We start from the raw sequence: 24,876 nt of genomic DNA, 5'->3' as shown, positions 1-24,876 counted from the left end.
GATCCGTCCCGCGGATCCGGGCCCTTCGCCGTGTGCGAACGCATGTACCGACGTGCCCTGCGGCCGTGCCGCCGTGGGGAGTTGAGCGATCTGTGTTTGACTTGTCTCTCTGTGGGCATGTCGACAAAACGCTGAAGTGACCTCACTGGCTGGGGTATTACGGATGTACCCGGGTTGCAGGTGGTGCGACGATGGACGTTATGGGGGACAAGGCAACTCTGTTCGGGACGGGGCGATTTGTGCAGGATTCCGGCTCTGGTGAGACCGGAGGCGAGGCGCGCGACGAGTCCGTGGCGGCCGCGGACGAGACCGCGGAGCTGGCGCGCCGTCGCCTCGCCGCCGAGGCGGGCGACGTCGAGGCCATGAGCGTTCTCGGGGCCATGCTGCTGCGGCGCGGTGACCTCGACGCCGCCGAACCTCATCTGCGCTCCGCCACCGCGGGCGGCGACCGCGCCGCGGCCAACAACCTGGGAGTCCTGCTCCACCAGCGCGGTTACGCCGACGAGGCCGCCGGATGGTGGCGCATCGCCGCCGTCGCCGGCTCCGCGGCGGCCGCGCACGCGCTCGGCCGGTACCACCGCGAGCGCGGCGACGAGCCCGCCGCCGAGTACTGGCTGCGCCAGTCCGCCGAGCAGGGGCACGTCCTCGGCGCCTACGCCCTCGCCGACCTGCTGGAGCACCGCGGCGACGCCGGGGCCGAGCGCTGGATGCGGGTCGCCGCCGAGCGGGGGCACCGGGAGGCGGAGTACCGGCTGGCGCGGGCACTGGACCGGCGGGCCGGCCGGCAGTCCGGCGGAGAGGGTCCCGGCCTGCTGGCGGAGGCCGAGCAGTGGTACCGCCAGGCCGCCGCGCGCGGGCACCGGCGGGCCGCCCTGCACCTCGGCGCCATCCTGGAGAAGCGCGGCGACCTCAAGGAGGCCGGCCGCTGGTACCTGACCTCCGCCAAGGACGGCGAGGCCAGGGCCGCCTGCGCGCTCGGGTTCCTGCTGCGGGACGCCGGCGACCCCGAGAACGCCGCCCTGTGGTGGCTGAGGGCCGCGCAGGACGGCGACGGCAACGCGGCGAACGCGCTGGGCGCGCTGCACGCCGAGCGCGGCGAGACGCAGACCGCCGAGCGGTGGTACCGGGCGGCGATGGACGCGGGCGACATCAACGGCGCCTACAACCTCGGACTGCTCTGCGCCGAGCAGGGGCGTACCGCGCAGGCCGAGCAGTGGTACCGGCGCGCGGCGTACGCCGGGCACCGGGAGGCGTCGAACGCGCTGGCCGTCCTGCTGCTCCAGGGCGGGGACACCAGTGGGGCCGAGCCGTGGTTCTCCAAGGCGGCGGAGGCCGGGAGCGTCGACGCCGCGTTCAACCTGGGGATCCTCTACGCCGGACGGAGCGAGGACGCCCAGGCCCTGCGGTGGTACGAGCGGGCGGCGGCGGCCGGGCACACGGAGGCCGCGTTGCAGGTGGGGATCGCCCGGCTGCGCGCGGGCGACGAGCGGGCGGCCGAGCGGCACCTGCGGTGCGCGGCAGGCGGCGGCAGCCCGGAGGCGGCGTACCGGCTCGCCACCGTGCTCGACGCCCGGCGGCCACCGGCGGCCGCGCACGAGCTGGGGGAGCCGGCGATCCAGGAGAAGACCGAGTGCGAGGAGTGGTACGAGCGGGCGGCCGGCCAGGGACACCGGCGCGCGCAGGTGCGGGTCGGGATGCTGGCCGCGACCCGCGGGGACGTGGTCGAGGCGGCGCGGTGGTACCGCAGGGCGGCGGAGTCCGGCTCCCGCAACGGCGCGTTCAACCTGGGACTGCTGCTCGCCCGGGAGGGCAGTGAGCCGGAGGCGGCCACCTGGTGGGCGCGGGCGGCCGACGCCGGGCACGGGCGGGCGGCGCTGCGGCTCGCCCTGGTGCACGCGCGCCGCGGCGAGCTGGCCGAGGGGCAGGGGTGGGCCGACCGGGCCGTGGCGCTGGGGCCGGCGGAGGTCGCCCAGCGGGCCGCGCGCCTGCGGGACGCGCTGCGCGAGGAGCTGTCGGCGTGACGCGGGTCGTGTGACGCAGGTCCTTCCCGCGTCCCCGTAAACGATTTGCTTCTCGGTGCGCCGGTCACGTAATGTTGCATTCACCGACGCGGGGTGGAGCAGCTCGGTAGCTCGCTGGGCTCATAACCCAGAGGTCGCAGGTTCAAATCCTGTCCCCGCTACTGAAGGCCGAGGGCCGGAATCCGATCAAGGATTCCGGCCCTCGGTGTTTTCCGGAGACGCTTCGGGGAGCGGATCGCAAAAGAAGGACCCCCGCGCACCGTCGAGGTGCCGGGGGTCCTTCTCTCGTCTCGCGAGTGTGGCTTGCGAATGGGGCCGTCAGGCCGCCGCGCAGTTCGGGCAGAGGCCGCGGTAGGTGACCTCCACGTCCGAGACCGTGAAGCCGAAGCGCTCCGAGTCGGGCAGGTCGGCCAGCGGGTTGCCACTCGGGTGGACGTCCCGGATCGCGCCGCAGCCGGCGCAGACCAGGTGGTGGTGCGGCCGGTGCGCGTTGGGGTCGTACCGCTTGGCGCGCTTGTCGGTGCTGACTTCCAGGACCTCGCCGAGGGAGACCAGTTCGCCCAGCGTGTTGTACACGGTCGCCCGGGAGATCTCGGGCAGCTTGGCGACAGCCCGGGCATGGACCTCGTCGGCCGTCAGATGGACGTGTTCGCCGTCGAGGACCTCGGCCACCACACGCCGCTGCGCGGTCATCCGCCATCCGCGTCCGCGCAGCCGTTCCAGAAGGTCACTCATACCGACCAGCCTAACAGCAAGGGGGAATAGATCCCGAATCAGTGTGAATTTGGAGCTCTGCTTGACTTGGACTAAGTCCATTGTAGGATCGAGACTGGCTTTGGCCAAGCGACAGGAACGATGGAAATGACGCAGGAGGCGACGTGACCCAGGGGCCGCTCACGACGGGGACCGGTGCTCCGGTTGCCGACAACCAGAACAGCGAGACGGCGGGGGTCGGCGGCCCGGTGCTCGTCCAGGACCAGCTCCTGCTGGAGAAGCTCGCCCACTTCAACCGCGAGCGCATCCCGGAGCGCGTGGTGCACGCCCGTGGCGCCGGCGCCTACGGCACCTTCACGGTCACGGCCGACGTCACCCAGTACACGCGTGCCGGGTTCCTCTCCGAGGTCGGCAAGCGGACGGAGACCTTCCTGCGCTTCTCGACCGTGGCCGGCAACCTCGGCGCCGCGGACGCGGTCCGCGACCCGCGCGGCTTCGCGCTGAAGTTCTACACCGAGGAGGGCAACTACGACCTCGTCGGCAACAACACCCCGGTGTTCTTCATCAAGGACGCCATCAAGTTCCCCGACTTCATCCACACCCAGAAGCGCGACCCCTACACGGGCAGCCAGGAGGCGGACAACGTCTGGGACTTCTGGGGCCTGTCGCCGGAGTCGACGCACCAGGTGACCTGGCTGTTCGGCGACCGCGGCATCCCGGCGTCGTACCGCCACATGGACGGCTTCGGTTCGCACACCTACCAGTGGAACAACGAGGCCGGCGAGGTCTTCTGGGTCAAGTACCACTTCAAGACCGACCAGGGGATCAAGAGCCTCACCGCCGACGAGGCCGCCGTGCTCGCCGGCGCGGACCCCGACTCCCACCAGCGGGACCTGCGTGAGGCCATCGAGCGCGGTGAGTACCCGTCCTGGACCGTGCAGGTGCAGATCATGCCGGCGGCCGAGGCGGCGACCTACCGCTTCAACCCGTTCGACCTCACCAAGGTGTGGCCGCACGAGGACTACCCGCCGATCGAGATCGGCAAGCTGGAGCTCAACCGCAACCCGGAGAACATCTTCGCCGAGGTCGAGCAGTCGGTCTTCAGCCCCGCCCACTTCGTGCCGGGCATCGGTCCCTCCCCGGACAAGATGCTCCAGGGCCGCCTCTTCGCGTACGGCGACGCCCACCGCTACCGCGTCGGCATCAACGCCGACCAACTGCCGGTGAACCGTCCGCACGCCACCGAGGCGCGCACCAACTCCCGTGACGGTCATCTGTACGACGGCCGCCACAAGGGCGCGAAGAACTACGAGCCGAACAGCTTCGGCGGGCCGTTCCAGACGGACCGGCCGCTGTGGCAGCCCGTGCCGGTCACCGGCGTCACCGGTGACCACGAGGCGCCGGTCCACGCCGAGGACAACGACTTCGTCCAGGCCGGCAACCTCTACCGCCTGATGTCGGACGAGGAGAAGGAGCGCCTGATCGGCAACCTGGCGGGCTCCATCGCGCAGGTCTCGCGCGAGGACATCGCCGAGCGGGCGATCAGCAACTTCCGTCAGGCGGACGACGACTTCGGCAAGCGGCTGGAGGCCGCGGTCCAGGCCCTGCGCGGCTGACTCCAGCACTGGACACGCTTGTCGTGGACGGCGGGCCGGGTCCCTTCGGGGGCCCGGCCCGCCGGCGTGCGTTCAGGCCGTGCCCGCGCCCGCGGCCGCCGCGTGCTGCCGGACCGGCGCCCAGCAGCGGATGATGTCGCGGACCGAGACGATGCCCGCCGGCTCGTCGTGGTCCAGGACGATGAGGTGCCGGAAGCCGCCCCGGGCCATGGCGCCCGCCGCCTCCTCCAGGGTCCAGGACGGCGCGGCGAACACGACGTCGGTGGTGGTGTGCGCGTGCACGCGCTCCGTGTCCGGGTTCTGGCCCAGACCCACGGAGTTGAGGACGTCGCGTTCGGTGAGGATGCCGATGCCGCCCGCGTCGGGGTCGTGGACGACGGCGGCGCCGACGTGGCGCGCGGACATCAGGGCCGCCGCCTGTCGGAGGGTGTGTGCGGGACCGATGGTGAGGACCACCGTGCTCATGGCGTCGCGGACGAGCATGGGATGGAGCCACCTCCTCGGGGGAATCCGGCTGGTGCGTGCCCGGCGGGTGGGCTGCCTCCCGGACACTGCACAAGTTCACAAGGGGGGAACTCCCAGAGTCTCAGGCAAAGCACGGGTCAACAAGGGGGCGTGCGCGGTCCGGCGGGGGCGCGCGCAGGCGTTGCCCGTCGCCCGTCAGCGCCGGCTGAGATACCCCAGCATCTCGTCGTGCAGCAGCCCGTTGGACGCGGCGGCGTTGCCGCTGTGCGGACCGGGCCGGCCGTCGAGGCCGGTGAAGGTGCCGCCGGCCTCGGTCACGATGATCGCGTTCGCGGCCATGTCCCACAGGGACAGCTCCGGCTCGGCACAGAAGTCGACCGAGCCCTCGGCGACCATCATGTACGGCCAGAAGTCGCCGTAGGCGCGGGTGCGCCAGACCGCGCGGGTCAGATCAAGGAAGCCGTGCAGGCGGCCCTGCTCCTCCCAGCCGCTGAGCGAGGAGTACGCGAAGGAGGCGTCCGAGAGGTCCGCCACGCGGGACACCCGGAGCCTGCTCGCCTGCGCCAGGCTGCGGCCCATGAAGGCGCCGTGGCCCTTCGCGGCCCACCAGCGGCGGCCCAGGGCGGGGGCGGAGACGAGGCCCACGACGGGCTGGAAGCCGCCCTCGCCGGCCTCCATCAGGGAGATGAGCGTGGCCCAGACCGGGACGCCGCGCACGTAGTTCTTGGTGCCGTCGATCGGGTCGACGACCCAGCGGCGGGGGCCGGTGCCCTCGATGCCGTACTCCTCGCCGAGGACCGCGTCGCGGGGGCGGGCGCGTTGGAGCTGGCCGCGGATGAGTTCCTCCGCCGCCTTGTCCGCCTCACTGACCGGGGTCATGTCCGGCTTCGTCTCGACCTTGAGGTCGAGTGCCTTGAAACGGTCCATGGTCGCGGCGTCGGCGGCGTCCGCGAGGACGTGGGCCAGGCGCAGGTCGTCGAGGTAGTCCGGCATGCCAGAACCGTATCCGCCCGGGGCGACCCGGGGCCACGGGGGGCGGAGCGGGCCGGGGTACGCGCGAGCCGGGACGCTCCCTGGGGGCAGTCAGCGGACGCGCGGGTGGGCACCCCCTGGTGCGCACGTGCCGTCACGGGCCCTTGACAGTGCGTTCAGGGGCGTCAAATCTGGGCGCAGAGCCGCTCGCCCAGGGAGGCGTAGATGCCTGCAGCGCGGGAATCCCTGCTGGACGCCGCCTACTCGGCGCTGACAGGGCGGCCGTGGTCCGCGGTCCGCATGGTCGACGTGGCCGCGGCCGCCGGGGTCTCCCGGCAGACGCTGTACAACGAGTTCGGCAGCAAGGACGGACTGGCGCGGGCCCTGGTCAGGCGGGAGGCGGACGGCTATCTCGCCGGGGTCGACCGAGCCCTGACCACCCCCGCCGACCCGCGCGAGCGGCTCACCGCCGCCGCCGAGTGGACCGTGTCCGCCGCCCGGGACAACGTACTGGTGAAGGCGATGCTCACCGGCTGCTGGAGCGAACGGCTGCCCTCACCCCCGCTGCCGGCGGTGCCGTCCTCCAGCGCGGTTCCCGCGCAGCGCCGGGCCGACGGCCCGCTGCCGTCGCCCGGCGACTTCGTGGCGATCGTCCGCGACCGCGCCGCGACCCTGCTCTCCGCCCCCGGCACCCCCAGGGCCGACACCGCCGAACTGGCCCGTGCCTGCGAGCTGGTGATGCGCCTGGCCCTGTCGTGCGTGGCCGCGCCGCCGGACCGGGGCGGGGTCGCCGGCCTGGCGCGCGCCGCGCTCCCGCGCCACCTGGCCTGACCCGGCCGCGCCCAGCGCCGTCGCGTCAGTGCGCGGAACCGGACAGCTGGAGCCCGATCACCCCGATGATGACCAGGCTGATCGAGACGATCTTCAGGGTGGAGACCAGGTCGCCGAGGAAGACCATGCCGTAGATGGCGGTGCCCGCCGCGCCGATGCCGGTCCACACCGCGTACGCGGGGCCCACGTCGAGCTTCTTCAGGGACAGGGTGAGCAGCCCGAAACTGCCGAGGGCGAAGCAGCAGAAGGCGATGGTCGGCCAGAGCCGGGTGAACCCGTGCGACAGCTTCAGGCACACGGCGAAGCCGGTCTCGAGCAACCCGGCGACGATCACCAGCAGCCACGCCATGCAGTCCTCCCGAGCGTCCGCGTGCCGTGACCGCTTCGTCGTGCTTGGGGCAGGTCATGATCCGGCTCCGTGCGATTATGCACTTGCCGGACCGCGCCGCACCCAAACAACGCGGAGGTCAGTCGCCCTCCTTGCGCTCCCGCGTGGCCAGCAGCCGGCGCAGCGAGTACAGCCGGGCCGGGTCCGCGTGGCCCTCGGCGACCCACGCGTCCAGGGCGCAGTCCGGCTCGTCGTGGCTGCACGCGCGCGGGCAGCCCTCGGTGCCCGGCTCCAGGTCGGGGAAGGCGTGGATCACCCGGGACGGATCGATGTGCGCGAGCCCGAACGACCGTACGCCCGGGGTGTCCACGACCCAGCCGTCCCCGCCCGCCAGCGGCAGCGCGAGCGCGGAGGTAGTGGTGTGGCGGCCGCGGCCGGTCACCGCGTTCACATGTCCCGTCACCCGCCGCCGGTCCTCCGGCACCAGCGCGTTGACCAGGGTCGTCTTGCCCACGCCCGAGTGGCCGACGAACGCCGTGACCTTCCCGTCGATATGCTCACGCACCCGGTCCGCCGCCGCGCCGTCGTCCAGCTCGGCACGGCTGGTGACGACGTAGGGGATGTCCAGGTCCCCGTACAGCTCCAGGAGCTTGTCCGGCGGCGCCAGGTCCGACTTGGTCATGACCAGCAGCGGCTCAAGACCGCCGTTGTACGCCGCCACCAGGCAGCGGTCGATCAGGCGCGGGCGCGGCTCGGGGTCGGCGAGCGCCGTGACGATGGCCAGTTGGTCGGCGTTCGCGACGACCACGCGCTCGTAGGGGTCGTCGTCGTCCGCCGTGCGGCGCAGGACCGAGGTGCGTTCCTCGATGCGGACGATGCGCGCGAGGGTGTCCTTCGTGCCGGACAGGTCGCCGACCAGGGCCACCCGGTCGCCCACGACGGCGGCCTTGCGGCCCAGTTCGCGGGCCTTCATCGCGATGATCGGGCGGCCGTCGACGAGGCAGGTCAGCCGTCCCCGGTCGACGGTGAGGACCAGGCCCTCGGCGGCATCCTCGTGCTTGGGGCGGATGTTGGTGCGCGGCCGGTTGCCCTTGCGGTTGGGGCGGCTGCGGATGTCGTCCTCGTCGGTGTGCTTGCCGTAGCGGCGCATGACGTGTTCCCCGCGTCCCTACGCCCCGAGCATCCCGGTCCACAGGTCGGGGAAGTCGGGCAGTGTCTTCGCCGTGGTCGCCACGTTCTCGATCTGCACCCCCTCGACCGCCAGGCCGAGGATCGCTCCGGCCGTCGCCATGCGGTGGTCCTCGTACGTGTGGAAGACCCCGCCGTGCAGGCGGCGCGGGCGGATGTGCAGGCCGTCGGCCGTCTCGGTCACGTCACCGCCGAGCTCGTTGATCTCCTTGGTCAGCGCGGCCAGGCGGTCGGTCTCGTGCAGTCGCAGATGGGCCACGCCCCGCAGGGTCGAGGGCGAGTCCGCGAGCGCGGCGACGGCCGCGATGCCCGGCGTCAGCTCGCCGACCTCGCCGAGGTCCACGTCGATGCCGTGCACCGCACCCGAACCGGTGAACACCAGGCCGTAGTCGGTGAGTTCGCAGGAACCACCCATCTCGGTGAAGATCTGCCGCAGCCGGTCACCCGGCTGGGTCGTCCGGGCCGGCCAGTCGGGGACGACGACCTTGCCGCCGGTCACCAGCGCCGCCGCGAGGAAGGGCTGGGCGTTGGACAGGTCGGGCTCCACGGTCAGGTCCCGGCCGAGCAGGGCGCCCGGGGTGACCCGCCAGACGTTCGGCTCGCCGCCCGACTCGGGGGTGTCCACCTGGGCGCCGACCGCCCGCAGCATGTCGACCGTCATCCGGATGTGCGGCAGCGACGGCAGCGACGACCCGGTGTGCCGGACCTCCACGCCCTGGTTGAAACGCGGCCCCGACAGCAGCAGGGCACTGACGAACTGGGACGAGGACGAGGCGTCGATCTCCACCGGGCCGCCGTCCAGCGCGCCGCTGCCCTGCACGGTCATCGGCAGCGCGCCGCGGCCGTCGTCGTCGATCCGGGCGCCCAGGACGCGCAGCGCGTCGATGACGCCGTCCAGCGGGCGTTCGTACGAGCGCGGGTCGCCGTCGAAGCGGATGGGGCCGTCGGCCAGCGCGGCGACCGGCGGCAGGAAGCGCATCACCGTGCCGGCGTTGCCGACGTCGACGGTGGCCGGGCCGTGCAGCCCCGCGGGGATCACGCGCCAGGCCTCCCCGGTGCCGTCCGGCCCGACGCCCTCGTCGATGCCGACACCCATGGCCCGCAGCGCGCCGGCCATCAGCAGCGTGTCGCGGGAGCGCAGGGGGCGGCGCAGCCAGCCCGGCTCGGAGGCGAGGGCGGCGAGCACCAGCGCGCGATTGGTGACGGACTTCGACCCCGGCACGTGGACCGTCGCGTCGACGGCTCCGCTCGCGTGCGGGGCGGGCCAGAGGGCGGTATGTGCGGGGTTCGGGGCCATGGTCCCCACCTTAGAGCCTGTACCGAGTCCCCCGCCTGCGCCCTCACGCCCGGCACACGCGTCCGCCGCACGGCGCCGGCGGACGTATCGAGGGGGCGGAGGGATCGCCTCAGCCCGCCAGCAGCCACCGGCCGCCGCCGATCAGCGAACACAGCGACACCGCGTGGAACAGGAACAGCCACAGCGCCGCCGGGACGTGCGTCAGCCGCGACAGCTGGTCCGCGTCCGAGTCCCCGGCGCCCCCGCGCGCCCGCTTGGCCTGGAGCTCGAAGGCCGGGCGCACCCCGCCGAGCAGCAGGAACCACACCACCGCGTACGCGAACGCGGCCTGCACCTGCGGCCCGGTCAGCCAGGACACCAGCAGGAACATGCCGCCGGTGAGGAGAACGGTGAGCGCCCCGTAGGCGTTGCGGATCATCACCAGCATGGCCACCAGCAGCGCCGTGGCCACCCACAGCAGCAGCGTGATGCGGCCGGTGGCGAGCAGGGCCGCGCCGCCCAGACCCAGCAGCGGGGGAGCGGTGTAGCCGGCGGCCGCCGTGAGGATCATGCCGATGCCGTGCGGCTTGCCCCGGCTGACGGTCAGGCCGCTGGTGTCGGAGTGCAGGCGTATGCCGGTCAGGGTGCGTCCGGTGAGCAGCGCCACCAGCCCGTGCCCGCCCTCGTGCGCGATGGTGATCGCGTTGCGCGAGAGGCGCCACAGAGTGTGCGGGACGACCACGGCGAGCGCGGCGGCCGCGGTGGCGATCACCACCCACAGGTCGGGGTCGGGCTGGGTGCCGACGAGCCGGTCCCAGAGATCGGGCAGCGCGGTGGCGGCGAGGCTGTCCATGTGTCCGAGTGGCTCCCTGTCCGTGTGCGCGGTCTGGCAGTGTTGCACGTATGTGCGGACGGTATGCGGCGAGTCGCGGCCCCGAGGATCTCGCAGGAGTCTTCGAGATCCAGAGATGGGACCCGGAGGAGACCCTGGAGCCCGATTACAACGTGGCCCCGACCAAGGAGGTCCACGTGATCCTGGACCGTCCCCTGAAGGACGCCGGCGACCGCGGTCCGGTTCGCCAGCTGCGGAAGCTGAGGTGGGGGCTCGTACCGTCCTGGGCGAAGTCCCCCGAGGGCGCCGCCCGGATGATCAACGCGCGCGCGGAGACCGTGCACGAGAAGCCGTCGTACCGCCGCGCCTTCGCCGCCCGGCGCTGTGTCGTGCCCGCCGACGGCTACTACGAGTGGGTCACCGGCACCCAGGAGCGGGAGCTGGAGGTCGAGGGCCGGCGCAAACGGCCGCGCAAGCAGCCCTACTTCGTGACCCCGGCGGACGGCTCGGTCTTCGCGATGGCCGGGCTCTACGAGTTCTGGCGGGACCGCACCCTGCCCGACGACCACCCGCGGGCCTGGTGGGTGACCTGCTCGGTGATCACCACGGAGGCGGAGAACACCCCGCTGGCCGTGGCCCCGGCCGAGGGCCCTGGCTCGCTGGCCGAGATCCACCCCCGGATGCCGCTGATGCTGACCCCGGACCGTTGGGACGCCTGGCTGGACCCGGCCCGCACCGACCCGGACGACCTGCGCGAGCTGCTCACCCCGCCGCCCCCCGGCCTGATGCGCGCCTACCCGGTGTCCACGGCCGTCAGCAACGTCCGCAACAACGGACCGCAGCTGCTCAAGGAGCTCCCCGCGCCCGAAGAGGGCACACTCTTCTGACGTGGGCGACCCGAGCGACGTGAGGGACATGAGCGACCTGAGCGACCTGAGCGAGACCGTCGAGACGGAGGCGGGCGCGGCCCGCGTCACCTGGCACCGGGCCCCCGCGGCACACCTGGTGCTCGCCGTGAGCCACGGAGCCGGCGGCGGTGTCGAGGCCCGCGACCTCCAGGCCCTGGCGCGCACCCTCCCCGGGCACGGCGTCACCGTCGCACTGGTCGAGCAGCCCTGGCGGGTGGCCGGCAAGAAGATCGCGCCCGCGCCGAGGACGCTGGACACCGGCTGGCGCGGACTGTGGCCCGCCCTCACCCGGCCGGGGCTGCCGGTGGTCGCCGGCGGCCGCAGCGCCGGGGCGCGCGTCGCCTGCCGTACGGCGGCCGGCCTTGGCGCGCACGCCGTCCTCGCCCTCAGCTTCCCGCTGCACCCGCCGGGCAGGCCCGAGAAGTCCCGCGCCGACGAGCTGCTCGGCGCGGGTGTGCCCACGCTCGTCGTCCAGGGCGGCAACGACCCGTTCGGCAGCCCCGCGGAGTTCCCGGAGGGCTCCTACCGGCTCGTCGAGGTGCCGTACGGCGATCACGGCTTCGCCGTCCCGAAGCGGGCGTCCATCAGCCAGGACCGGGCCCTGGAGGTCATCGCCGACGCCGTCGCACAGTGGACCGCGTCACTCGGGTGACCCGCGGGAATGCCCGGCGGACCGCCGCTGTTGAGCCGGTCAGAAGTGCCGCTCACGGCGCCGACGTCACACGAGAGGGAGTCCGCCGCATGGGTTCGACCGTTTGCCCGAGCCGCAGCAGCCGCACTGACCTGGACTGGACGGTGCTGCACGCGGCGCGGACCGCTCCTGTTCGAGCGGCGGCAGGCACGGCTCGTCGTCTATCCTCCGATTCGAGTGGAACCGCATTCGGTGCCACGACGTCGCTTGAGGAGGTGGGTCCGGTTCCCGGTACCGACGCAGGGACCGACAACGGCCAGGCGGAGCAGCCCGAGAGCCGGGGCACGAGCGTGGGCGGATCCGTGGAGTCGACGACCGAGCGCAGCGCGCGCTTCGAGCGGGACGCGCTGGAGTTCCTCGACCAGATGTACTCGGCCGCGCTGCGCATGACGCGCAACCCGGCCGACGCCGAGGACCTGGTGCAGGAGACCTACGCCAAGGCGTACGCGTCCTTCCACCAGTTCCGCGAGGGCACCAACCTCAAGGCGTGGCTGTACCGGATCCTCACCAACACCTTCATCAACTCGTACCGCAAGAAGCAGCGCGAGCCGCAGCGCAGCGCCGCCGAGGAGATCGAGGACTGGCAGCTCGCCCGCGCCGAGTCGCACATGTCGACCGGTCTGCGCTCCGCCGAGTCGCAGGCGCTCGACCACCTGCCCGATTCGGACGTGAAGGAAGCGCTGCAGGCGATCCCCGAGGAATTCCGCATCGCCGTCTACCTCGCGGATGTAGAAGGCTTTGCGTACAAGGAGATCGCGGACATCATGGGGACACCCATCGGGACGGTGATGTCCCGGCTGCACCGGGGCCGCCGTCAGCTGCGCGGCATGCTCGAGGACTACGCCCGCGAGCGCGGACTGGTCCCGGCCGGCGCCGGAGAGTCGAACGAAGCGAAAGGCTCGGGCTCATGAGCTGCGGAGACCCGCACGAGACGGACTGCGGTGAGGTACTCGACCACCTCTACGAGTTCCTCGACAGTGAGATGCCGGACGTCGATCGCACCAAGTTCGAGCACCACTTCGAGGAATGCTCGCCGTGCCTCGAGAAGTACGGCCTGGAGCAGGCCGTGAAGAAGCTGGTCAAGCGGTGCTGCGGGCATGACGACGTGCCCGCGGACCTGCGCGCCAAGGTCATGGGGCGGATCGATCTCATCCGCTCCGGCCAGACCGTCCCCGAGCATGACGTGACCGCGGCACCGGTGACTCCGCAGGAGTCCTGACCCGCCGTACGCGGACGCCCGCCCGGCGCCCCGCCCCCTTCACCCGAACGTGCTAATCCCTGGGACCAGGCCTCGTGGGCTCCCCGCCGCGCCCCCTACGCTCCCACCGTGGACAGGCATGACCGGGGAGGGGCGGCATGGAGGCGGTTGCCCCGCGGGCCCGTGCGTATGTCGCCTGTGCCGTCCTCGCCGCCCTGGCCTGTCTGCTGCCGCTGCCGCTGACGCGCACCTCCTGGTGGGCGGTCGCCCTGCTCACCGGGGTGTACGCCGGGTGCAGGCAGCTCGCCCGGCGCAGCCTCGCCGGGCCCTTCTACCCCGTACTGCTCGCGGCGGCCTTCCTGCTGCCGCCGCCCGCCGCCGCCGCCGTCGCGCTGCCGGGTGTGCTGCTCGCCCGCGCCGGGCGGCGGCCCGAGGGGCTGCGCCGGATCTGGCGGGCCGCGCAGCTCGCCCTCGCGGTGTGGGCGGCCGCCCGGGTGCACGGGGCGCTCGGCGGCCCGGACGCCGTCGCCGGCTGTGACTTCCCCTACGTCCTCCTGCCCGCGGGCGCCGCCGTGCTCGCCTTCTGCCTGGTGCTGACGGCGCTGGACGGCGGGGTCCTCGCGCTGGCCGAGCACGTGCCGGCCCGGCGGGCGTGGCAGGGGCTGCTGGCCCGGTCGCTGGCGCCCGTCGCGGTGCACGGGCTCGCCGGGCTGATGATGGCCGTGCTGTGGGTCAGCCCCTACGGTCCCGTCGCCGCGCTGCTCGTCCTGCTGCCGATGTGCGTCTCCGGCTGGGTGTACGCCCAGTACCACCGCGAGCGGTCCGCGCACCGGGCCACCATCCGCGCGCTGGTGCAGGCCGTCGACATCAAGGACGGCTACACGCGCGGGCACAGCGAGCGGGTGGGGCAGGCCTCCATGCTGATCGCGCGCGAGCTGGGCATGGACGACGAGCGGGTCGAGGTGCTGCGGTTCGCCGGCATCCTGCACGACGTGGGCAAGCTGGGCGTGCCCACCCGGCTGCTGCGCAAGGACGGGCCGCTGACCCCCGAGGAGCGGCGCGTGCTCGAGCTGCACCCCGAGTACGGGCACGAGATGGTGCGCGGGATCTCCTTCCTCGGTGAGGCCCGCTCGGCGATCCTGCACCACCACGAGCGGCTCGACGGAGGCGGCTACCCGTACGGGCTGACGGGCGGTCAGATCCCGGAGTGCGCACGGGTGGTGGCCGTCGCGGACGCCTTCGACGCGATGACGTCCACCCGGTCCTACCGGCGGGCCCGGCCGGTGGCCGCCGCGCTGGCGGAGCTGGAGCGCTGCGCGGGGACCCAGTTCGACCCGCGGATGGTCACGGCGCTGGTCCGGGCCCTGGACCGGTACGGCTGGCACCCGGCGGTCACCGCGCAGGACGGTACGCCCGTCGCTCCGCCCGCACCCTTCCGTGCCGTCCCCGGCACCTCCGGCCCGGCCTCGGCGGCTCCCGGCGGCGCGGACGGCACGCCCGCCGTCCCTCCGGACGCGGCATCCGGCGGGGTGAGCGGGCCGGCGGTTCCGTGCGCCACCGAGGACGGCGGCCCCGGCGGCCGGCCGGAAGCCCGTCGATGAGCAGGCCCCTCCTGCTGCTCCTCATCCGCGGCTCGGCGGCCCTGGTCGCCCTGCTGTCCCTCACCGTCACTCTGTGGACCGGCCTGGAGGAGCGCGGGGCCGCCCTCGCCTTCGGGGCGCTGGTCCTCGTCGGTGAGCTGACCCGGTGGACCGGGTCCGAGTCCCGGGAGGCCGCGCCGCTCGGCGCCGCCGGGGCGCTGTCGTACGCGCTGCTGGGCGCGGACGCGGGCCGGCCCAGTCACCACGGCGCCTGCCAGGTCGTCGCCGTGGTGCTCGCCGCCTGTCTCCTGGGCGGCGTGCCGCACATCGCGCGCGGGCGCGGGCCGACGCCCGACCACCTGGCGCGGCGGATCCTCACCGTCGCCTTCGCCGCCGTCTGCTTCCAACCCCTCTACGGCGAAGGGGCGTTCGAGGGCTGGGTCGGTCCGGCGTACGCGCTGCTGCTGCTCGCGCTCCTGGCGCTCACCGCGCTGTGCGGCGCCGTGCTCGCCGCCACGCAGGCACACGGGCGCACCCGGTGGCCGTTCGGGCCGCTGCTGCGGGAGGAGCTGCGGGGCCTGCGCGGGATCGGCTCGGCGGTGTGCGCGACCGGCGCGGTGATGGCCCTCGCCGTCGCCGTGGCCGGGCTGTGGGCGCTGCCCGTCTTCTCGATGCCGCTGCTGCTCACCCAGCTTTCCCTCGGACGGTACGCGGCCGTGCGCAGGACCTACCGGCAGACCATCGCGTCCCTGGCCCGGGCCACCGAGGTGGCCGGGTACACCCCGGCCGGGCACGCCCGGCGGGTGGCCGCGCTCAGCCGGGCCGTGGGCCGGGACCTGGGCCTTGCCGAACCGGAGCTGACCGTCCTGGAGCACGCGGCCCTGATGCACGACATCGGGCAGCTCAGCCTGGTCGACCCGGTGCCCGCCGGGGCCACCGCGGGGCTGCCCGCCGAGGAGCAGCGGCGGATCGCGCTGCTCGGCGGGGCCGTGGTGCGGCAGACCGGGGTCGACGCCCGGGTCGCGGTGGTGGTGGAGCGGCAGGCCGACCCCTGCCGGGAGCAGCCGCTGCCCGCGCGGATCGTGCGAGCCGTCAACGCCTACGAGGAGAAGGTGCGCGACGCCGGGCCCGGCGGTCCGCTCAAGGCCCTGGAGGCTCTGCGGCTGGCGGGAGCCGACGCGTACGCCCCCGAGGTGGTGGAGTCGCTGGGCCGGGTGCTGTCGCGGGACAGCCTGACTCTGCCCGCGAGCCCGGCCTGATCCGAACGAGAGGCCCTTGGGGTAACCCATGGGTAATGAGCGTCCCTCCAGTCGTACGTGGTTGGATGCGAATGAGAGGGTGTCCGGGGGGCAGAAGCCGGCCCACTCGACGGAACTGGCAGGCGGGAATCGTGAGGATCTTCGGCAAGGGACGGCACCGGCCCTCCGCCTCCTGGCGGCAGGCCACCGACCGGGCGTTCACGCTGATCGGCGACGGCCGGTACGAGGACGCGGGCGCGCTGCTGACACGCGCCGCCGATCTGGAGCCCTGGCTGGCCGAGTCCTGGTTCAACCTCGCCCTGCTGCACAAGTTCCGCCACGACTGGGAGCAGGCGAGGGCGGCGGGCCTGCGGGCCGTGGCCCTGCTGGAGAAGGAGAGCGGGGCGCCCGACTGGTGGAACGTCGGCATCGCCGCCACCGCCCTCCAGGACTGGCCGCTGGCCCGGCGGGCGTGGCAGGCGTACGGGCTGAAGGTGCCCGGAGGCGCGGCCGCCGCCGGGGAGCCGGTGGGCATGGAGCTGGGCAGCGCGGCCGTGCGGCTGTCACCGGAGGGCGAGGCCGAGGTGGTCTGGGGCAGACGTCTTGATCCGGCCCGGATCGAGGTGCTGTCCATTCCGCTGCCCTCCTCGGGGCGGCGCTGGGGCGAGGTCGTGCTGCACGACGGAGTGCCCCACGGGGAACGGACCACCGCGGCCGGCCACACCTACCCCGTGTTCGACGAGATCGAGCTGTGGGCGCCCTCCCCGGTGCCCACCTGGGTGGTCCTCCTTGAGGCCGCTACCGAGGCCGACCGGGACGCGCTGGAGCAGCTCGCCGCCGACGCCGGCTTCGCCGCCGAGGACTGGTCGTCGTCCGTGCGGCTGCTGTGCCGGATGTGCTCGGAGTCGCGGATGCCGTCCGACGAGGGCGACGGCGTGCACCTCGACCCGCACGACCACAGCGAGCCGGGGCACCCCGGGCCGCTCGGGCACCGCACCGACGGGCAGATGTGGGTGCCGGAGCGTGAGTGCGGAGTGGCCGCTCCGGCCTCCCTGGTCCGCGGGCTGCTGGACGGGTGGGTGGCCGACAGCCCGGACTCGCGGGACTGGCGGGACCTGGAAGAGGTCTGTTGAGGACGCCGGTCCGCCCCCGGCCCGCGAGCGGGCCCGTCGGGGCCGGCCGGTCCTCCCGGCAGCGTCGCATATCGGACACTCGCGGGTCCGGTCGGGGGCACGGGCCCCGTACCCTGTAGCAGGACTCACTCCCCGTTCTTGTCAGGAAGGCGTACGTCGGTCATGGCGCAGCAGGACACCGATCAGCAGCACGCGGGCGTGCTCCCCGTCGACGACGAGGGCTACGTCGTCGACTCGGAGGACTGCGAGGAGCGCGAGACGGCCTGGCGTGAGCGCGGCACCTCCCGGCCCATCACGGTCGTGGGGAACCCCGTGCTGCACAAGGAGTGCAGGGACGTCACGGACTTCGGCGAGGAGCTCCAGCAGCTCGTCGCCGACATGTTCGCCAGCCAGCACACCGCCGAGGGCGTGGGCCTGGCCGCCAACCAGATCGGCGTGGACCAGAAGGTCTTCGTCTACGACTGCCCGGACGACGAGGGCGTCCGGCACGTGGGGGTCGTCTGCAACCCCCGGCTGGTCGAGCTGCCCGCCGAGCGGCGCCGGCTGGACGACAGCAACGAGGGCTGCCTGTCCGTGCCCACGGCCTACGCGCCGCTCGCCCGCCCCGACTACGCCGAGGTCACCGGGCAGGACGAGCAGGGCAACCCGGTCAAGGTGCGAGGCACCGGCTACTTTGCGCGGTGTCTCCAGCACGAGACGGACCACCTCTACGGCTACCTCTACATCGACCGGCTCTCCAAGCGCGAGCGCAAGGACGCGCTGCGGCAGATGGCCGAGAACGAGCCGCGCTACCCCGTGGTCGCCAACGACTGAGCAACGTCGGTTCCCTTGCCGCCCGTTGGGGCGCGAGGGACTCGCGCGCACGGCGCCCGACCGGAACGTCCGGTCGGGCGCCGTACTTGTGTCCGTCGCCGTTCGATCCTTTGTGCGCTTCTACTGATTGGTAATCAGTCACACAAGGGGAGATTCACGGCACCCGGCGGTGGTCGACGGAGCAAATCCATTCCCAGAACGGTCAGTTGTGGTGCTGAATGGGGGTGCGGGATACGCGACGGCGTGCGCCCGGCACGACGGAAGGGGTGTACGCCACCGGCGGCTGAGAGGGGTTTGTCCGTGCCAGCTTTCCCATACAGCACCACATCGACAACGACAGCGGTCCCAGTCCCACCATCGCTCGCACTTCCGGTGATCGAGGCCGAGTTCCCCAGGCAGTTGCACGGGTATTGGCCCCAACTCCAGGAGAGGACACGCGGCTGGCTGCTGGAAAAGCGGCTCATGCCGGCGGACAAGGTCGAGGAACACGCCGACAGCCTCTGCTACACCGACCTCATGGCGGGGTACTACATCGGCGCCCCCGACGAGGTGCTCCAGGCCATAGCGGACTTCAGCGCGTGGTTCTTCCTCTGGGACGACCGCCAGGACCGCGACGTCGTCCACGGCCGGCCCGCCGCCTGGGAGCGGCTGTGCCGTGCGCTGCACACGGCCCTGGACTCCCCCCAGGACCATCTGCAACACCAGGACCCCCTGGTCGCGGGGTTCGCGGACAGCGTGCTGCGGTTCTACTCGTTCCCGTCGGCCCGGTGGAACGCCCGCTTCGCGCGGCACTTCCACGCCGTCATCGACGCGTACGACCGGGAGTTCCGCAACCGCACCGGGGACGTCGTGCCCACGGTCGAGGAATATCTCGCGCTGCGCCGGTTCACCTTCGCGCACTGGATCTGGACCGACCTGCTGGAGCCGAGCGCCTGCTGTGAACTCCCGGACATCGTCCGGAAGGATCCCGCGTACCGGCGTCCGGCACTGCTCAGTCAGGAATTCGCGGCCTGGTACAACGATCTGTGCTCCCTGCCCAAGGAATTGGCGGGCGACGAGGTGCACAACCTCGGAATCAGTCTCGTCAAACACGACGGACTGAGTCCGGAGGAGGCAATCGCGGACATGCGAGGGCGCATCGAGGAATGCGTATCCGAATTCCTGGCCGCGGAACAGGCGGGATTGACTTTCGCCGACGGCCTCGCGGACGGCACGGTGCGTGGAAAGGAACTGAGCTCCGCCGTACGGGCCTGCGTCGGCAATATGCGGAACTGGTTCAGTTCCGTCTACTGGTTCCACCACGAATCCGGCCGGTACAGGGTCGACAACTGGGAGGACCCGGCCACACCCCCGTACGTCGAAAGCGAAGGGGCAGGTGGGAAATGACCGCCGAATCAGTGCAGCCGGAAGCCCGGCACGACGCTCCAGGACCGCACGAGCCACCGGTGGCCGGGGGCGGGGTGCCGCTTCTCGGCCACGGTCTGAGACTGGTCCGCGATCCGCTGGCCTTCATGTCCCGGCTTCGCGACCACGGAGACGTCGTCCGCATCAGGCTCGGCCCGAAGACGGTGTACGCCGTCACCACGCCCGCCCTCACCGGGGCGCTGGCCCTCAGCCCCGACTACATCATCTCCGGCCCGCTGTGGGAGTCCCTGGAGGGTCTGGTCGGCAAGGAGGGGGTGGCCACCTCCAACGGCCCGCTGCACCGGCGCCAGCGCCGCACCATCCAGCCCGCCTTCCGGCTCGACGCCATCCCCGCCTACGGGCCGGTCATGGAGGAGGAGGCGCACGCGCTGACCGAGCGCTGGCGGCCCGGGGAGACCATCGACTGCGCCTCGGAGGCCTTCCGGATCGCCGTGCGCATCGCGGCCCGCTGCCTGCTGCGCGGCGCGTACATGGACGAGTGCGCCGACCGGCTGTGCGAGGCGCTGGCCACCGTCTTCCGCGGCATGTACCAGCGGATGGTGGTGCCGCTCGGACCGCTGTACCGGCTGCCGCTGCCGGCCAACCGCGCATTCAACCGCGCGCTCGCCGATCTGCATCTCCTCGTCGACGAGATCATCGCCGAGCGCCGGGCGTCCGGCCGGAATCCGGACGATTTGCTGACGGCATTGCTGACGGCGAAGGACGACAATGGCGAGCCGATCGGGGAACAGGAGATCCACGACCAGGTGGTCGCGATACTCACCCCGGGCAGCGAAACGGTGGGCGCCACGATCATGTGGCTGCTCCGGGTGCTCGCGATACATCCGGAACACGGTGACCGGATCCGTGCGGAGGTCGAATCCGTGACCGGCGGCCGTCCCGTCGGATTCGACGACGTCCGCGGGCTCACGCACACCAACAATGTCATCGTGGAGACGATGCGTTTACGTCCGGCCGTATGGGTATTGACGCGGCGGGCGGTGGCCGAAACCGAACTCGGCGGCTATCGCATTCCGGCCGGTGCGGACATCATCTACAGCCCGTACGCGGTCCAGCGTGACCGGCGCTCGTATCCGGACAGTCTGGAGTTCGACCCCGATCGCTGGCTTCCCGAACGCGCAAAGGACGTACCGAAATATGCCATGAGCCCGTTCGGAGTGGGTAACCGGAAATGCCCGAGTGACCATTTCTCGATGGCACTTCTCAGTCTCTTCACCGCCACGGTGGCGACGAGGTTCCGCTTCGAGGAGGTCCCCGGCTCGGACGGTACGCCACGGGTCGGTATCACCCTGCGCCCGCAGAAGATGCTGGTGCGGCCGGTGCTCAGGTGACCTGAGCGGCGCGGCGCGCGTTCAGGCGGCCTGCGGGCCCCGGAACGCGCGCCGGTAGGCGTTCGGGGTGGTGCCCAGCGCGCGGACGAACTGGTGCCGCAGCGCCGACGCGGTCCCGAACCCCGTACGGTCCGCGATCGTGTCCATGGTCTCGTCCGTCGCCTCCAGCAACCGCTGAGCCAGCAGCACGCGTTGGCGCAGGAGCCAGCGGTACGGAGTGGTGCCCGTCTCCTGCTGGAAGCGGCGGGCGAAGGTCCGCGGCGACATATGGGCGCGGGTGGCGAGCTGCTCGACGGTGACCTCCTGGTCCAGGTGCTCCTCCATCCAGACCAGCACCTCGCCGACCATGTCGCAGGAGGACTTCGGCAGCGGCCGCTCGACGTACTGGGCCTGCCCGCCGTCTCGGTGCGGGGGCACCACCATCCGCCGGGCGATCCGGTTGGCCACCTCCGGGCCCTGTTCCTTGCGCACGATGTGCAGACAGGCGTCGATGCCGGAGGCGGTGCCGGCCGAGGTGATCACCGGGTCCGCGTCCACGTACAGCACGTCCGGCTCGACCATCGCCCGCGGGAAGCGCCGGGCCAGCTCGTCCGCGTGCCTCCAGTGCGCCGCGCAGCGCCGCCCGTCCAGCAGACCGGCGGCGCCCAGCACGAAGACACCCGAGCAGACGCTGAGCACCCGCACGGCCTGGACCGGCTGGAGGAGGCCGACCTGATCACGGTGCCGGCCGCCGACGCCGTCACCTCCCGCGGCTATGGTGTCCATGACTACGACACAGCTGCAAGGCCTGATCTCGATGGTCGCCGTCCTGGGGCTCCTGGTCCTCATGGTCCTGCCGTCCGTGATCGGCATCGTCCACGACCGGCGTGCCGACCGCCGGATCCGTCAGGCCCGACAGGACCGGGAGGCCGGGGAGAACCGCGACGAGGCTCAGAAGTCCTCGTCCAGGTCGACGGTGCCCTCCACCGCCACCTGGTACGCCGACGGGCGCCGCTCGAAGAAGTTGGTCAGCTCCTGAACGCCCTGGAGCTCCATGAAGGAGAAGGGGTTCTGGGAGCCGTACACCGGAGCGAAGCCGAGGCGCGTCAGGCGCTGATCGGCGACGCACTCCAGGTACTGCCTCATCGACTCGGTGTTCATCCCCGGGAGGCCGTCACCGCACAGGTCCCGGGCGAACTGGAGCTCGGCCTCGACGGCCTCCCGCAGCATGTCGGTGACCTGCTGCCGGAGGTTGTCGTCGAAGAGCTCCGGCTCCTCCTTGCGCACGGTGTCCACCACGTCGAAGGCGAAGGACATGTGCATCGTCTCGTCCCGGAACACCCAGTTGGTGCCGGTGGCCAGACCGTGCAGCAGGCCGCGGCTGCGGAACCAGTAGACGTAGGCGAAGGCACCGTAGAAGAACAGGCCCTCGATGCACGCGGCGAAGCAGATGAGGTTGAGCAGGAAGCGCCGGCGGTCCGCCTTCGTCTCCAGCCGGTCCAGCTTCTCCACCGAGTCCATCCACTTGAAGCAGAACTCGGCCTTCTCCCGGATGGAGGGGATGTTCTCCACGGCCGCGAAGGCTGCGGCGCGGTCCTCGGGGTCGGGGAGGTAGGTGTCCAGCAGCGTCAGATAGAACTGGACGTGCACGGCCTCCTCGAAGAGCTGGCGGGACAGGTACAGCCGCGCCTCGGGGGAGTTGATGTGCTTGTACAGCGTCAGCACGAGGTTGTTCGCCACGATCGAGTCACCGGTGGCGAAGAAGGCCACCAGCCGCCCGATCAGGTGCTGCTCGGACGGGCTCAGCCTGGCGAGGTCGGCGACGTCCGAGTGGAGGTCGACCTCCTCCACGGTCCAGGTGTTCTTGATGGCGTCCCGGTAGCGCTCGTAGAAGTCCGGGTAGCGCATCGGACGGAGCGTCAGCTCGAAGCCGGGGTCGAGCAGGTTCTTGGTCTCGCTGGTCATTACTGGCAGGCCTCGCAGGACTCGGGGTTCTCAAGGGAGCAGGCGATCGCGTCGGCGTCCGGCGCCGCCTGCTGGACGGGGACGGTGGCGGCGGCCTGCGCCCGGGCGGCGCGCGCGATCCGGGTCGCCGGGCGGGACCGCAGGTAGTACGTCGTCTTGAGACCCTGCTTCCAGGCGTAGGCGTACATCGAGGAGAGCTTGCCGATGGTCGGCGTCTCCAGGAACAGGTTCAGGGACTGGGACTGGTCCAGGAACGCGGTGCGGGCGGCGGCCATGTCGATCAGGCCGCGCTGCGGGATCTCCCACGCCGTGCGGTACAGCCCGCGCACGTCCTCGGGGATCCAGGCGAAGTCCTGCACCGAGCCGTTGGCGTCGCGCAGCGCCTCGCGGGTGCGGGCGTCCCAGACGCCGAGCGCCTTCAGATCGTCCACCAGGTACGAGTTGACCTGGAGGAACTCCCCGGAGAGTGTCTCACGCTTGAAGAGGTTGGAGACCTGCGGCTCGATGCACTCGTACACGCCCGCGATCGAGGCGATGGTGGCGGTCGGGGCGATCGCGAGCAGCAGCGAGTTGCGCATGCCGACGGCGGCGATCCGCTCGCGCAGGGCCGCCCAGCGCTCCGGCCAGGTCAGCTCGACGTCGTAGTGGTCGGGGTGCAGCACGCCCCGGGCCGTACGGGTCTTCTCCCACGCGGGCAGCGGGCCGCTGCGCTCGGCGAGGTCGGCGGACGCCTCGTACGCGGCGAGCATGATCCGCTCGGCGATACGGGTGGACAGCGCCTTCGCCTCCGGGGAGTCGAAGGGCAGGCGCAGCTTGAAGAACACGTCCTGCAGGCCCATGGCGCCCAGGCCCACCGGACGCCAGCGGGCGTTGGAGCGGCCCGCCTGCTCGGTCGGGTAGAAGTTGATGTCGACCACGCGGTCGAGGAAGGTGACCGCGGTGCGGACGGTCTCGTCCAGCCGCTCCCAGTCGATGTCCCCGCCGGCCACGAACGCGCCGAGGTTGACCGACCCCAGGTTGCACACCGCCGTCTCGCCGTCGTCGGTGACCTCCAGGATCTCCGTGCAGAGGTTCGAGGAGTGGACCACGTGGCCCGGCTGCGCGGTCTGGTTCGCGGTGCGGTTGGCGGCGTCCTTGAAGGTCATCCAGCCGTTGCCGGTCTGCGCGAGGGTGCGCATCATGCGGCCGTACAGGTCGCGGGCCGGCATGGTCTTGCGCGCCAGGCCCCGCGCCTCCGCGGCCCGGTACGCGGCGTCGAACTCCTCGCCCCACAGGTCGGTCAGCTCCGGCACGTCCGCGGGGGAGAACAGCGACCACTGCCCGTCGGCGTTCACCCGGCGCATGAACTCGTCCGGGACCCAGTGCGCGAGGTTGAGGTTGTGCGTCCGGCGGGCGTCCTCGCCGGTGTTGTCGCGCAGTTCCAGGAACTCCTCGATGTCCGAGTGCCAGGTCTCCAGGTAGACCGCGGCGGCGCCCTTGCGTCGGCCGCCCTGGTTCACGGCGGCCACCGAGGCGTCCAGGGTCTTCAGGAACGGCACGATGCCGTTGGAGTGCCCGTTGGTGCCGCGGATCAGCGAACCGCGGGAGCGGATGCGGGAGTAGGCGATGCCGATGCCGCCGGCGTGCTTGGACAGCCGGGCGACCTGGAGGTAGCGCTCGTAGATGGAGTCCAGCTCGTCCTTGGGGGAGTCGAGCAGGTAGCAGGACGACATCTGCGGGTGGCGCGTGCCGGAGTTGAACAGTGTGGGGGAGGAGGGCAGGTAGTCGAGTCGGCTCATCAGCCCGTAGAGCGCCTCGACCTCGTCGACGGACCGCGCGGTGTCGTCCTGCGCGAGACCGGCCGCGACCCGCAGCATGAAGTGCTGGGGCGTCTCGATCACCTTGCGGGTGATCGGGTGGCGCAGCAGGTACCGGCTGTGCAGGGTACGCAGGCCGAAGTAGCCGAAGCGGTCGTCGGCGGCCCGGTCGATCATCGCGTCCAGGCGGTCGGCGTGGGCGCGGACGAACTCCGCGGTCCGGTCGGCGACGAGGCCCTCGCGGTGGCCCACGGCGACCGAGTCGGTGAAGGAGGCGACGCCCTGGGAGGCGGCCTCGGCGCGGACGGCGAGGGTCAGCAGCCTGGCCGCCAGCCGGGAGTAGGCGGGGTCCTCCGAGATGAGCCCGGCGGCCGCCTCCGTGGCCAGTTCGTGCAACTCGGCCTCGTCGGCCCGCGCCGACCGGCCGCGCAGCGCGGCGGCGGCGACCCGGCCGGGGTCGGCGTCGGGGAGGTCGGCGGTCAGCTCGGTCAGGGTCCGCAGCAGGACGGCACCCGGACCGTCGGTTTCCGTGGCTGCGACTGAAACCGGGTCGGCTGGCGCGATGGTCACGTGGAG

The 24,876-nt window shown here is 72.2% G+C and carries 24 protein-coding genes and 1 tRNA gene; 15 read left to right on the top strand and 10 right to left on the bottom strand.

The window, feature by feature from the left end; translation table 11 throughout:
• Window positions 1-191: 191 nt before the first annotated feature.
• Window positions 192-2,021, top strand: coding sequence for a tetratricopeptide repeat protein (locus ACIOWN_RS25905; RefSeq protein ID WP_401983427.1), 1,830 nt, complete (start codon window positions 192-194; stop codon window positions 2,019-2,021).
• An 87-nt stretch (window positions 2,022-2,108) separates the two neighbouring features.
• Window positions 2,109-2,182, top strand: a tRNA-Met gene (locus ACIOWN_RS25900).
• 157 nt (window positions 2,183-2,339) lie between these two features.
• Here ACIOWN_RS25900 and ACIOWN_RS25895 read toward each other — a convergent pair.
• A complete protein-coding gene (locus ACIOWN_RS25895) occupies window positions 2,340-2,756 on the bottom strand; it encodes a Fur family transcriptional regulator (protein ID WP_362353289.1) in 417 nt (138 codons plus the stop codon).
• Window positions 2,757-2,899: 143 nt separating this feature from the next.
• Here ACIOWN_RS25895 and ACIOWN_RS25890 point away from each other — a divergent pair, with 143 nt between their 5' ends.
• Window positions 2,900-4,351, top strand: coding sequence for a catalase (locus ACIOWN_RS25890; protein WP_401983426.1), 1,452 nt, complete (start codon window positions 2,900-2,902; stop codon window positions 4,349-4,351).
• A gap of 72 nt (window positions 4,352-4,423) precedes the next feature.
• Here ACIOWN_RS25890 and ACIOWN_RS25885 read toward each other — a convergent pair whose 3' ends face one another.
• Both ACIOWN_RS25885 and hisN read right to left on the bottom strand, forming a co-directional pair.
• Window positions 4,424-4,834 (bottom strand): cyclic nucleotide-binding/CBS domain-containing protein, encoded by a 411-nt coding sequence (locus ACIOWN_RS25885; RefSeq protein WP_100568159.1) that lies wholly within the window; start codon window positions 4,832-4,834, stop codon window positions 4,424-4,426.
• Window positions 4,835-5,011: 177 nt separating this feature from the next.
• Window positions 5,012-5,809 (bottom strand): histidinol-phosphatase, encoded by a 798-nt coding sequence (hisN, locus tag ACIOWN_RS25880; RefSeq protein ID WP_401983425.1) that lies wholly within the window; start codon window positions 5,807-5,809, stop codon window positions 5,012-5,014.
• 204 nt (window positions 5,810-6,013) lie between these two features.
• On the opposite strand from hisN, the gene ACIOWN_RS25875 reads away from it, so the two are divergent.
• Entirely contained in the window at window positions 6,014-6,619 is a 606-nt protein-coding gene (locus ACIOWN_RS25875; protein WP_362353283.1) for a TetR/AcrR family transcriptional regulator, read from the top strand.
• Window positions 6,620-6,644: 25 nt separating this feature from the next.
• Here the strand turns inward: ACIOWN_RS25875 and ACIOWN_RS25870 are convergent, their stop codons facing one another.
• From ACIOWN_RS25870 to ACIOWN_RS25855, 4 genes are all read right to left on the bottom strand, one after another.
• On the bottom strand, window positions 6,645-6,968 hold the full coding sequence (locus tag ACIOWN_RS25870) for a multidrug efflux SMR transporter (protein ID WP_100568156.1): 324 nt from the start codon (window positions 6,966-6,968) through the stop codon (window positions 6,645-6,647).
• Between the two features lie 118 nt (window positions 6,969-7,086).
• Window positions 7,087-8,097, bottom strand: a complete 1,011-nt coding sequence (rsgA, locus tag ACIOWN_RS25865; protein WP_401983424.1) for a ribosome small subunit-dependent GTPase A — start codon at window positions 8,095-8,097, stop codon at window positions 7,087-7,089.
• Window positions 8,098-8,115: 18 nt separating this feature from the next.
• Window positions 8,116-9,432, bottom strand: a complete 1,317-nt coding sequence (gene aroA / locus ACIOWN_RS25860; RefSeq protein ID WP_362353279.1) for a 3-phosphoshikimate 1-carboxyvinyltransferase — start codon at window positions 9,430-9,432, stop codon at window positions 8,116-8,118.
• 109 nt (window positions 9,433-9,541) lie between these two features.
• Window positions 9,542-10,264: a M50 family metallopeptidase gene (locus ACIOWN_RS25855; RefSeq protein ID WP_362353277.1), complete on the bottom strand. Its 723-nt coding sequence runs from the start codon at window positions 10,262-10,264 to the stop codon at window positions 9,542-9,544.
• 50 nt (window positions 10,265-10,314) lie between these two features.
• On the opposite strand from ACIOWN_RS25855, the gene ACIOWN_RS25850 reads away from it, so the two are divergent.
• The 10 genes from ACIOWN_RS25850 (at window position 10,315) to ACIOWN_RS25805 (ending at window position 20,560) form a co-directional block, all read left to right on the top strand.
• Window positions 10,315-11,130: an SOS response-associated peptidase gene (locus ACIOWN_RS25850; RefSeq protein ID WP_362353275.1), complete on the top strand. Its 816-nt coding sequence runs from the start codon at window positions 10,315-10,317 to the stop codon at window positions 11,128-11,130.
• 28 nt (window positions 11,131-11,158) lie between these two features.
• Window positions 11,159-11,803: an alpha/beta family hydrolase gene (locus tag ACIOWN_RS25845; protein ID WP_401983470.1), complete on the top strand. Its 645-nt coding sequence runs from the start codon at window positions 11,159-11,161 to the stop codon at window positions 11,801-11,803.
• 254 nt (window positions 11,804-12,057) lie between these two features.
• Complete coding sequence (gene sigR, locus ACIOWN_RS25840) at window positions 12,058-12,753, top strand: RNA polymerase sigma factor SigR (RefSeq protein ID WP_362353273.1); 696 nt, start codon at window positions 12,058-12,060, stop codon at window positions 12,751-12,753.
• Entirely contained in the window at window positions 12,750-13,061 is a 312-nt protein-coding gene (gene rsrA, locus ACIOWN_RS25835; protein WP_100568150.1) for a mycothiol system anti-sigma-R factor, read from the top strand. The genes sigR and rsrA overlap by 4 nt, the downstream gene beginning before the upstream one ends.
• Window positions 13,062-13,198: 137 nt before the next feature.
• Window positions 13,199-14,641 carry an HD-GYP domain-containing protein gene (locus ACIOWN_RS25830; protein ID WP_362353271.1) on the top strand — a complete coding sequence of 481 codons (1,443 nt, stop codon included), beginning with the start codon at window positions 13,199-13,201 and terminating at the stop codon, window positions 14,639-14,641.
• A complete protein-coding gene (locus ACIOWN_RS25825; protein ID WP_401983423.1) occupies window positions 14,638-15,879 on the top strand; it encodes an HD-GYP domain-containing protein in 1,242 nt (413 codons plus the stop codon). The genes ACIOWN_RS25830 and ACIOWN_RS25825 overlap by 4 nt, the downstream gene beginning before the upstream one ends.
• Before the next feature lie 131 nt (window positions 15,880-16,010).
• Complete coding sequence (locus ACIOWN_RS25820) at window positions 16,011-16,991, top strand: hypothetical protein (protein WP_362353267.1); 981 nt, start codon at window positions 16,011-16,013, stop codon at window positions 16,989-16,991.
• 162 nt (window positions 16,992-17,153) lie between these two features.
• The gene (gene def / locus ACIOWN_RS25815) at window positions 17,154-17,804 is read left to right on the top strand and encodes a peptide deformylase (RefSeq protein WP_362353265.1); all 651 of its coding nucleotides are present in this window, start codon (window positions 17,154-17,156) and stop codon (window positions 17,802-17,804) included.
• Window positions 17,805-18,104: 300 nt separating this feature from the next.
• The gene (cyc1, locus tag ACIOWN_RS25810; protein WP_362353263.1) at window positions 18,105-19,190 is read left to right on the top strand and encodes an epi-isozizaene synthase; all 1,086 of its coding nucleotides are present in this window, start codon (window positions 18,105-18,107) and stop codon (window positions 19,188-19,190) included.
• Window positions 19,187-20,560, top strand: a complete 1,374-nt coding sequence (locus ACIOWN_RS25805; protein ID WP_362353261.1) for a cytochrome P450 — start codon at window positions 19,187-19,189, stop codon at window positions 20,558-20,560. The genes cyc1 and ACIOWN_RS25805 overlap by 4 nt, the downstream gene beginning before the upstream one ends.
• Before the next feature lie 21 nt (window positions 20,561-20,581).
• Here the strand turns inward: ACIOWN_RS25805 and ACIOWN_RS25800 are convergent, their stop codons facing one another.
• Complete coding sequence (locus tag ACIOWN_RS25800) at window positions 20,582-21,325, bottom strand: helix-turn-helix domain-containing protein (protein WP_362353259.1); 744 nt, start codon at window positions 21,323-21,325, stop codon at window positions 20,582-20,584.
• Here ACIOWN_RS25800 and ACIOWN_RS25795 point away from each other — a divergent pair.
• Window positions 21,324-21,578 (top strand): hypothetical protein, encoded by a 255-nt coding sequence (locus ACIOWN_RS25795; protein WP_401983422.1) that lies wholly within the window; start codon window positions 21,324-21,326, stop codon window positions 21,576-21,578. The two genes, ACIOWN_RS25800 and ACIOWN_RS25795, sit on opposite strands and share 2 nt — an antisense overlap.
• On the opposite strand, the gene ACIOWN_RS25790 is transcribed toward ACIOWN_RS25795, so the two are convergent.
• A complete protein-coding gene (locus ACIOWN_RS25790; protein ID WP_362353256.1) occupies window positions 21,491-22,504 on the bottom strand; it encodes a ribonucleotide-diphosphate reductase subunit beta in 1,014 nt (337 codons plus the stop codon). The genes ACIOWN_RS25795 and ACIOWN_RS25790 overlap by 88 nt on opposite strands.
• The gene (locus tag ACIOWN_RS25785; protein ID WP_362353254.1) at window positions 22,504-24,870 is read right to left on the bottom strand and encodes a ribonucleoside-diphosphate reductase subunit alpha; all 2,367 of its coding nucleotides are present in this window, start codon (window positions 24,868-24,870) and stop codon (window positions 22,504-22,506) included. Before ACIOWN_RS25785 ends, ACIOWN_RS25790 begins: the two co-directional genes overlap by 1 nt.
• Window positions 24,871-24,876 lie beyond the last annotated feature (6 nt).

This window comes from Streptomyces sp. NPDC087787, assembly GCF_044743035.1.
Classification (GTDB): domain Bacteria; phylum Actinomycetota; class Actinomycetes; order Streptomycetales; family Streptomycetaceae; genus Streptomyces.
Note: the sequence above shows the minus strand (reverse complement) of the source record. Positions and strands in the feature narration are given on the sequence as shown.

What these genes read in the sequence shown, in the direction of transcription:
- ACIOWN_RS25905 (WP_401983427.1), top strand. Translation starts at nt 192, where the DNA reads ATGGACGTTATGGGGGACAAGGCAACTCTGTTCGGGACGGGGCGATTT.
- ACIOWN_RS25895 (WP_362353289.1), bottom strand. Translation starts at nt 2,756, where the DNA reads ATGAGTGACCTTCTGGAACGGCTGCGCGGACGCGGATGGCGGATGACC.
- ACIOWN_RS25885 (WP_100568159.1), bottom strand. Translation starts at nt 4,834, where the DNA reads ATGCTCGTCCGCGACGCCATGAGCACGGTGGTCCTCACCATCGGTCCC.
- hisN (WP_401983425.1), bottom strand. Translation starts at nt 5,809, where the DNA reads ATGCCGGACTACCTCGACGACCTGCGCCTGGCCCACGTCCTCGCGGAC.
- ACIOWN_RS25875 (WP_362353283.1), top strand. Translation starts at nt 6,014, where the DNA reads ATGCCTGCAGCGCGGGAATCCCTGCTGGACGCCGCCTACTCGGCGCTG.
- ACIOWN_RS25870 (WP_100568156.1), bottom strand. Translation starts at nt 6,968, where the DNA reads ATGGCGTGGCTGCTGGTGATCGTCGCCGGGTTGCTCGAGACCGGCTTC.
- rsgA (WP_401983424.1), bottom strand. Translation starts at nt 8,097, where the DNA reads ATGCGCCGCTACGGCAAGCACACCGACGAGGACGACATCCGCAGCCGC.
- aroA (WP_362353279.1), bottom strand. Translation starts at nt 9,432, where the DNA reads ATGGCCCCGAACCCCGCACATACCGCCCTCTGGCCCGCCCCGCACGCG.
- ACIOWN_RS25855 (WP_362353277.1), bottom strand. Translation starts at nt 10,264, where the DNA reads ATGGACAGCCTCGCCGCCACCGCGCTGCCCGATCTCTGGGACCGGCTC.
- ACIOWN_RS25850 (WP_362353275.1), top strand. Translation starts at nt 10,315, where the DNA reads ATGTGCGGACGGTATGCGGCGAGTCGCGGCCCCGAGGATCTCGCAGGA.
- ACIOWN_RS25845 (WP_401983470.1), top strand. Translation starts at nt 11,159, where the DNA reads ATGAGCGACCTGAGCGACCTGAGCGAGACCGTCGAGACGGAGGCGGGC.
- rsrA (WP_100568150.1), top strand. Translation starts at nt 12,750, where the DNA reads ATGAGCTGCGGAGACCCGCACGAGACGGACTGCGGTGAGGTACTCGAC.
- ACIOWN_RS25830 (WP_362353271.1), top strand. Translation starts at nt 13,199, where the DNA reads ATGGAGGCGGTTGCCCCGCGGGCCCGTGCGTATGTCGCCTGTGCCGTC.
- ACIOWN_RS25825 (WP_401983423.1), top strand. Translation starts at nt 14,638, where the DNA reads ATGAGCAGGCCCCTCCTGCTGCTCCTCATCCGCGGCTCGGCGGCCCTG.
- def (WP_362353265.1), top strand. Translation starts at nt 17,154, where the DNA reads ATGGCGCAGCAGGACACCGATCAGCAGCACGCGGGCGTGCTCCCCGTC.
- ACIOWN_RS25805 (WP_362353261.1), top strand. Translation starts at nt 19,187, where the DNA reads ATGACCGCCGAATCAGTGCAGCCGGAAGCCCGGCACGACGCTCCAGGA.
- ACIOWN_RS25795 (WP_401983422.1), top strand. Translation starts at nt 21,324, where the DNA reads ATGACTACGACACAGCTGCAAGGCCTGATCTCGATGGTCGCCGTCCTG.
- ACIOWN_RS25800 (WP_362353259.1), bottom strand. Translation starts at nt 21,325, where the DNA reads ATGGACACCATAGCCGCGGGAGGTGACGGCGTCGGCGGCCGGCACCGT.
- ACIOWN_RS25790 (WP_362353256.1), bottom strand. Translation starts at nt 22,504, where the DNA reads ATGACCAGCGAGACCAAGAACCTGCTCGACCCCGGCTTCGAGCTGACG.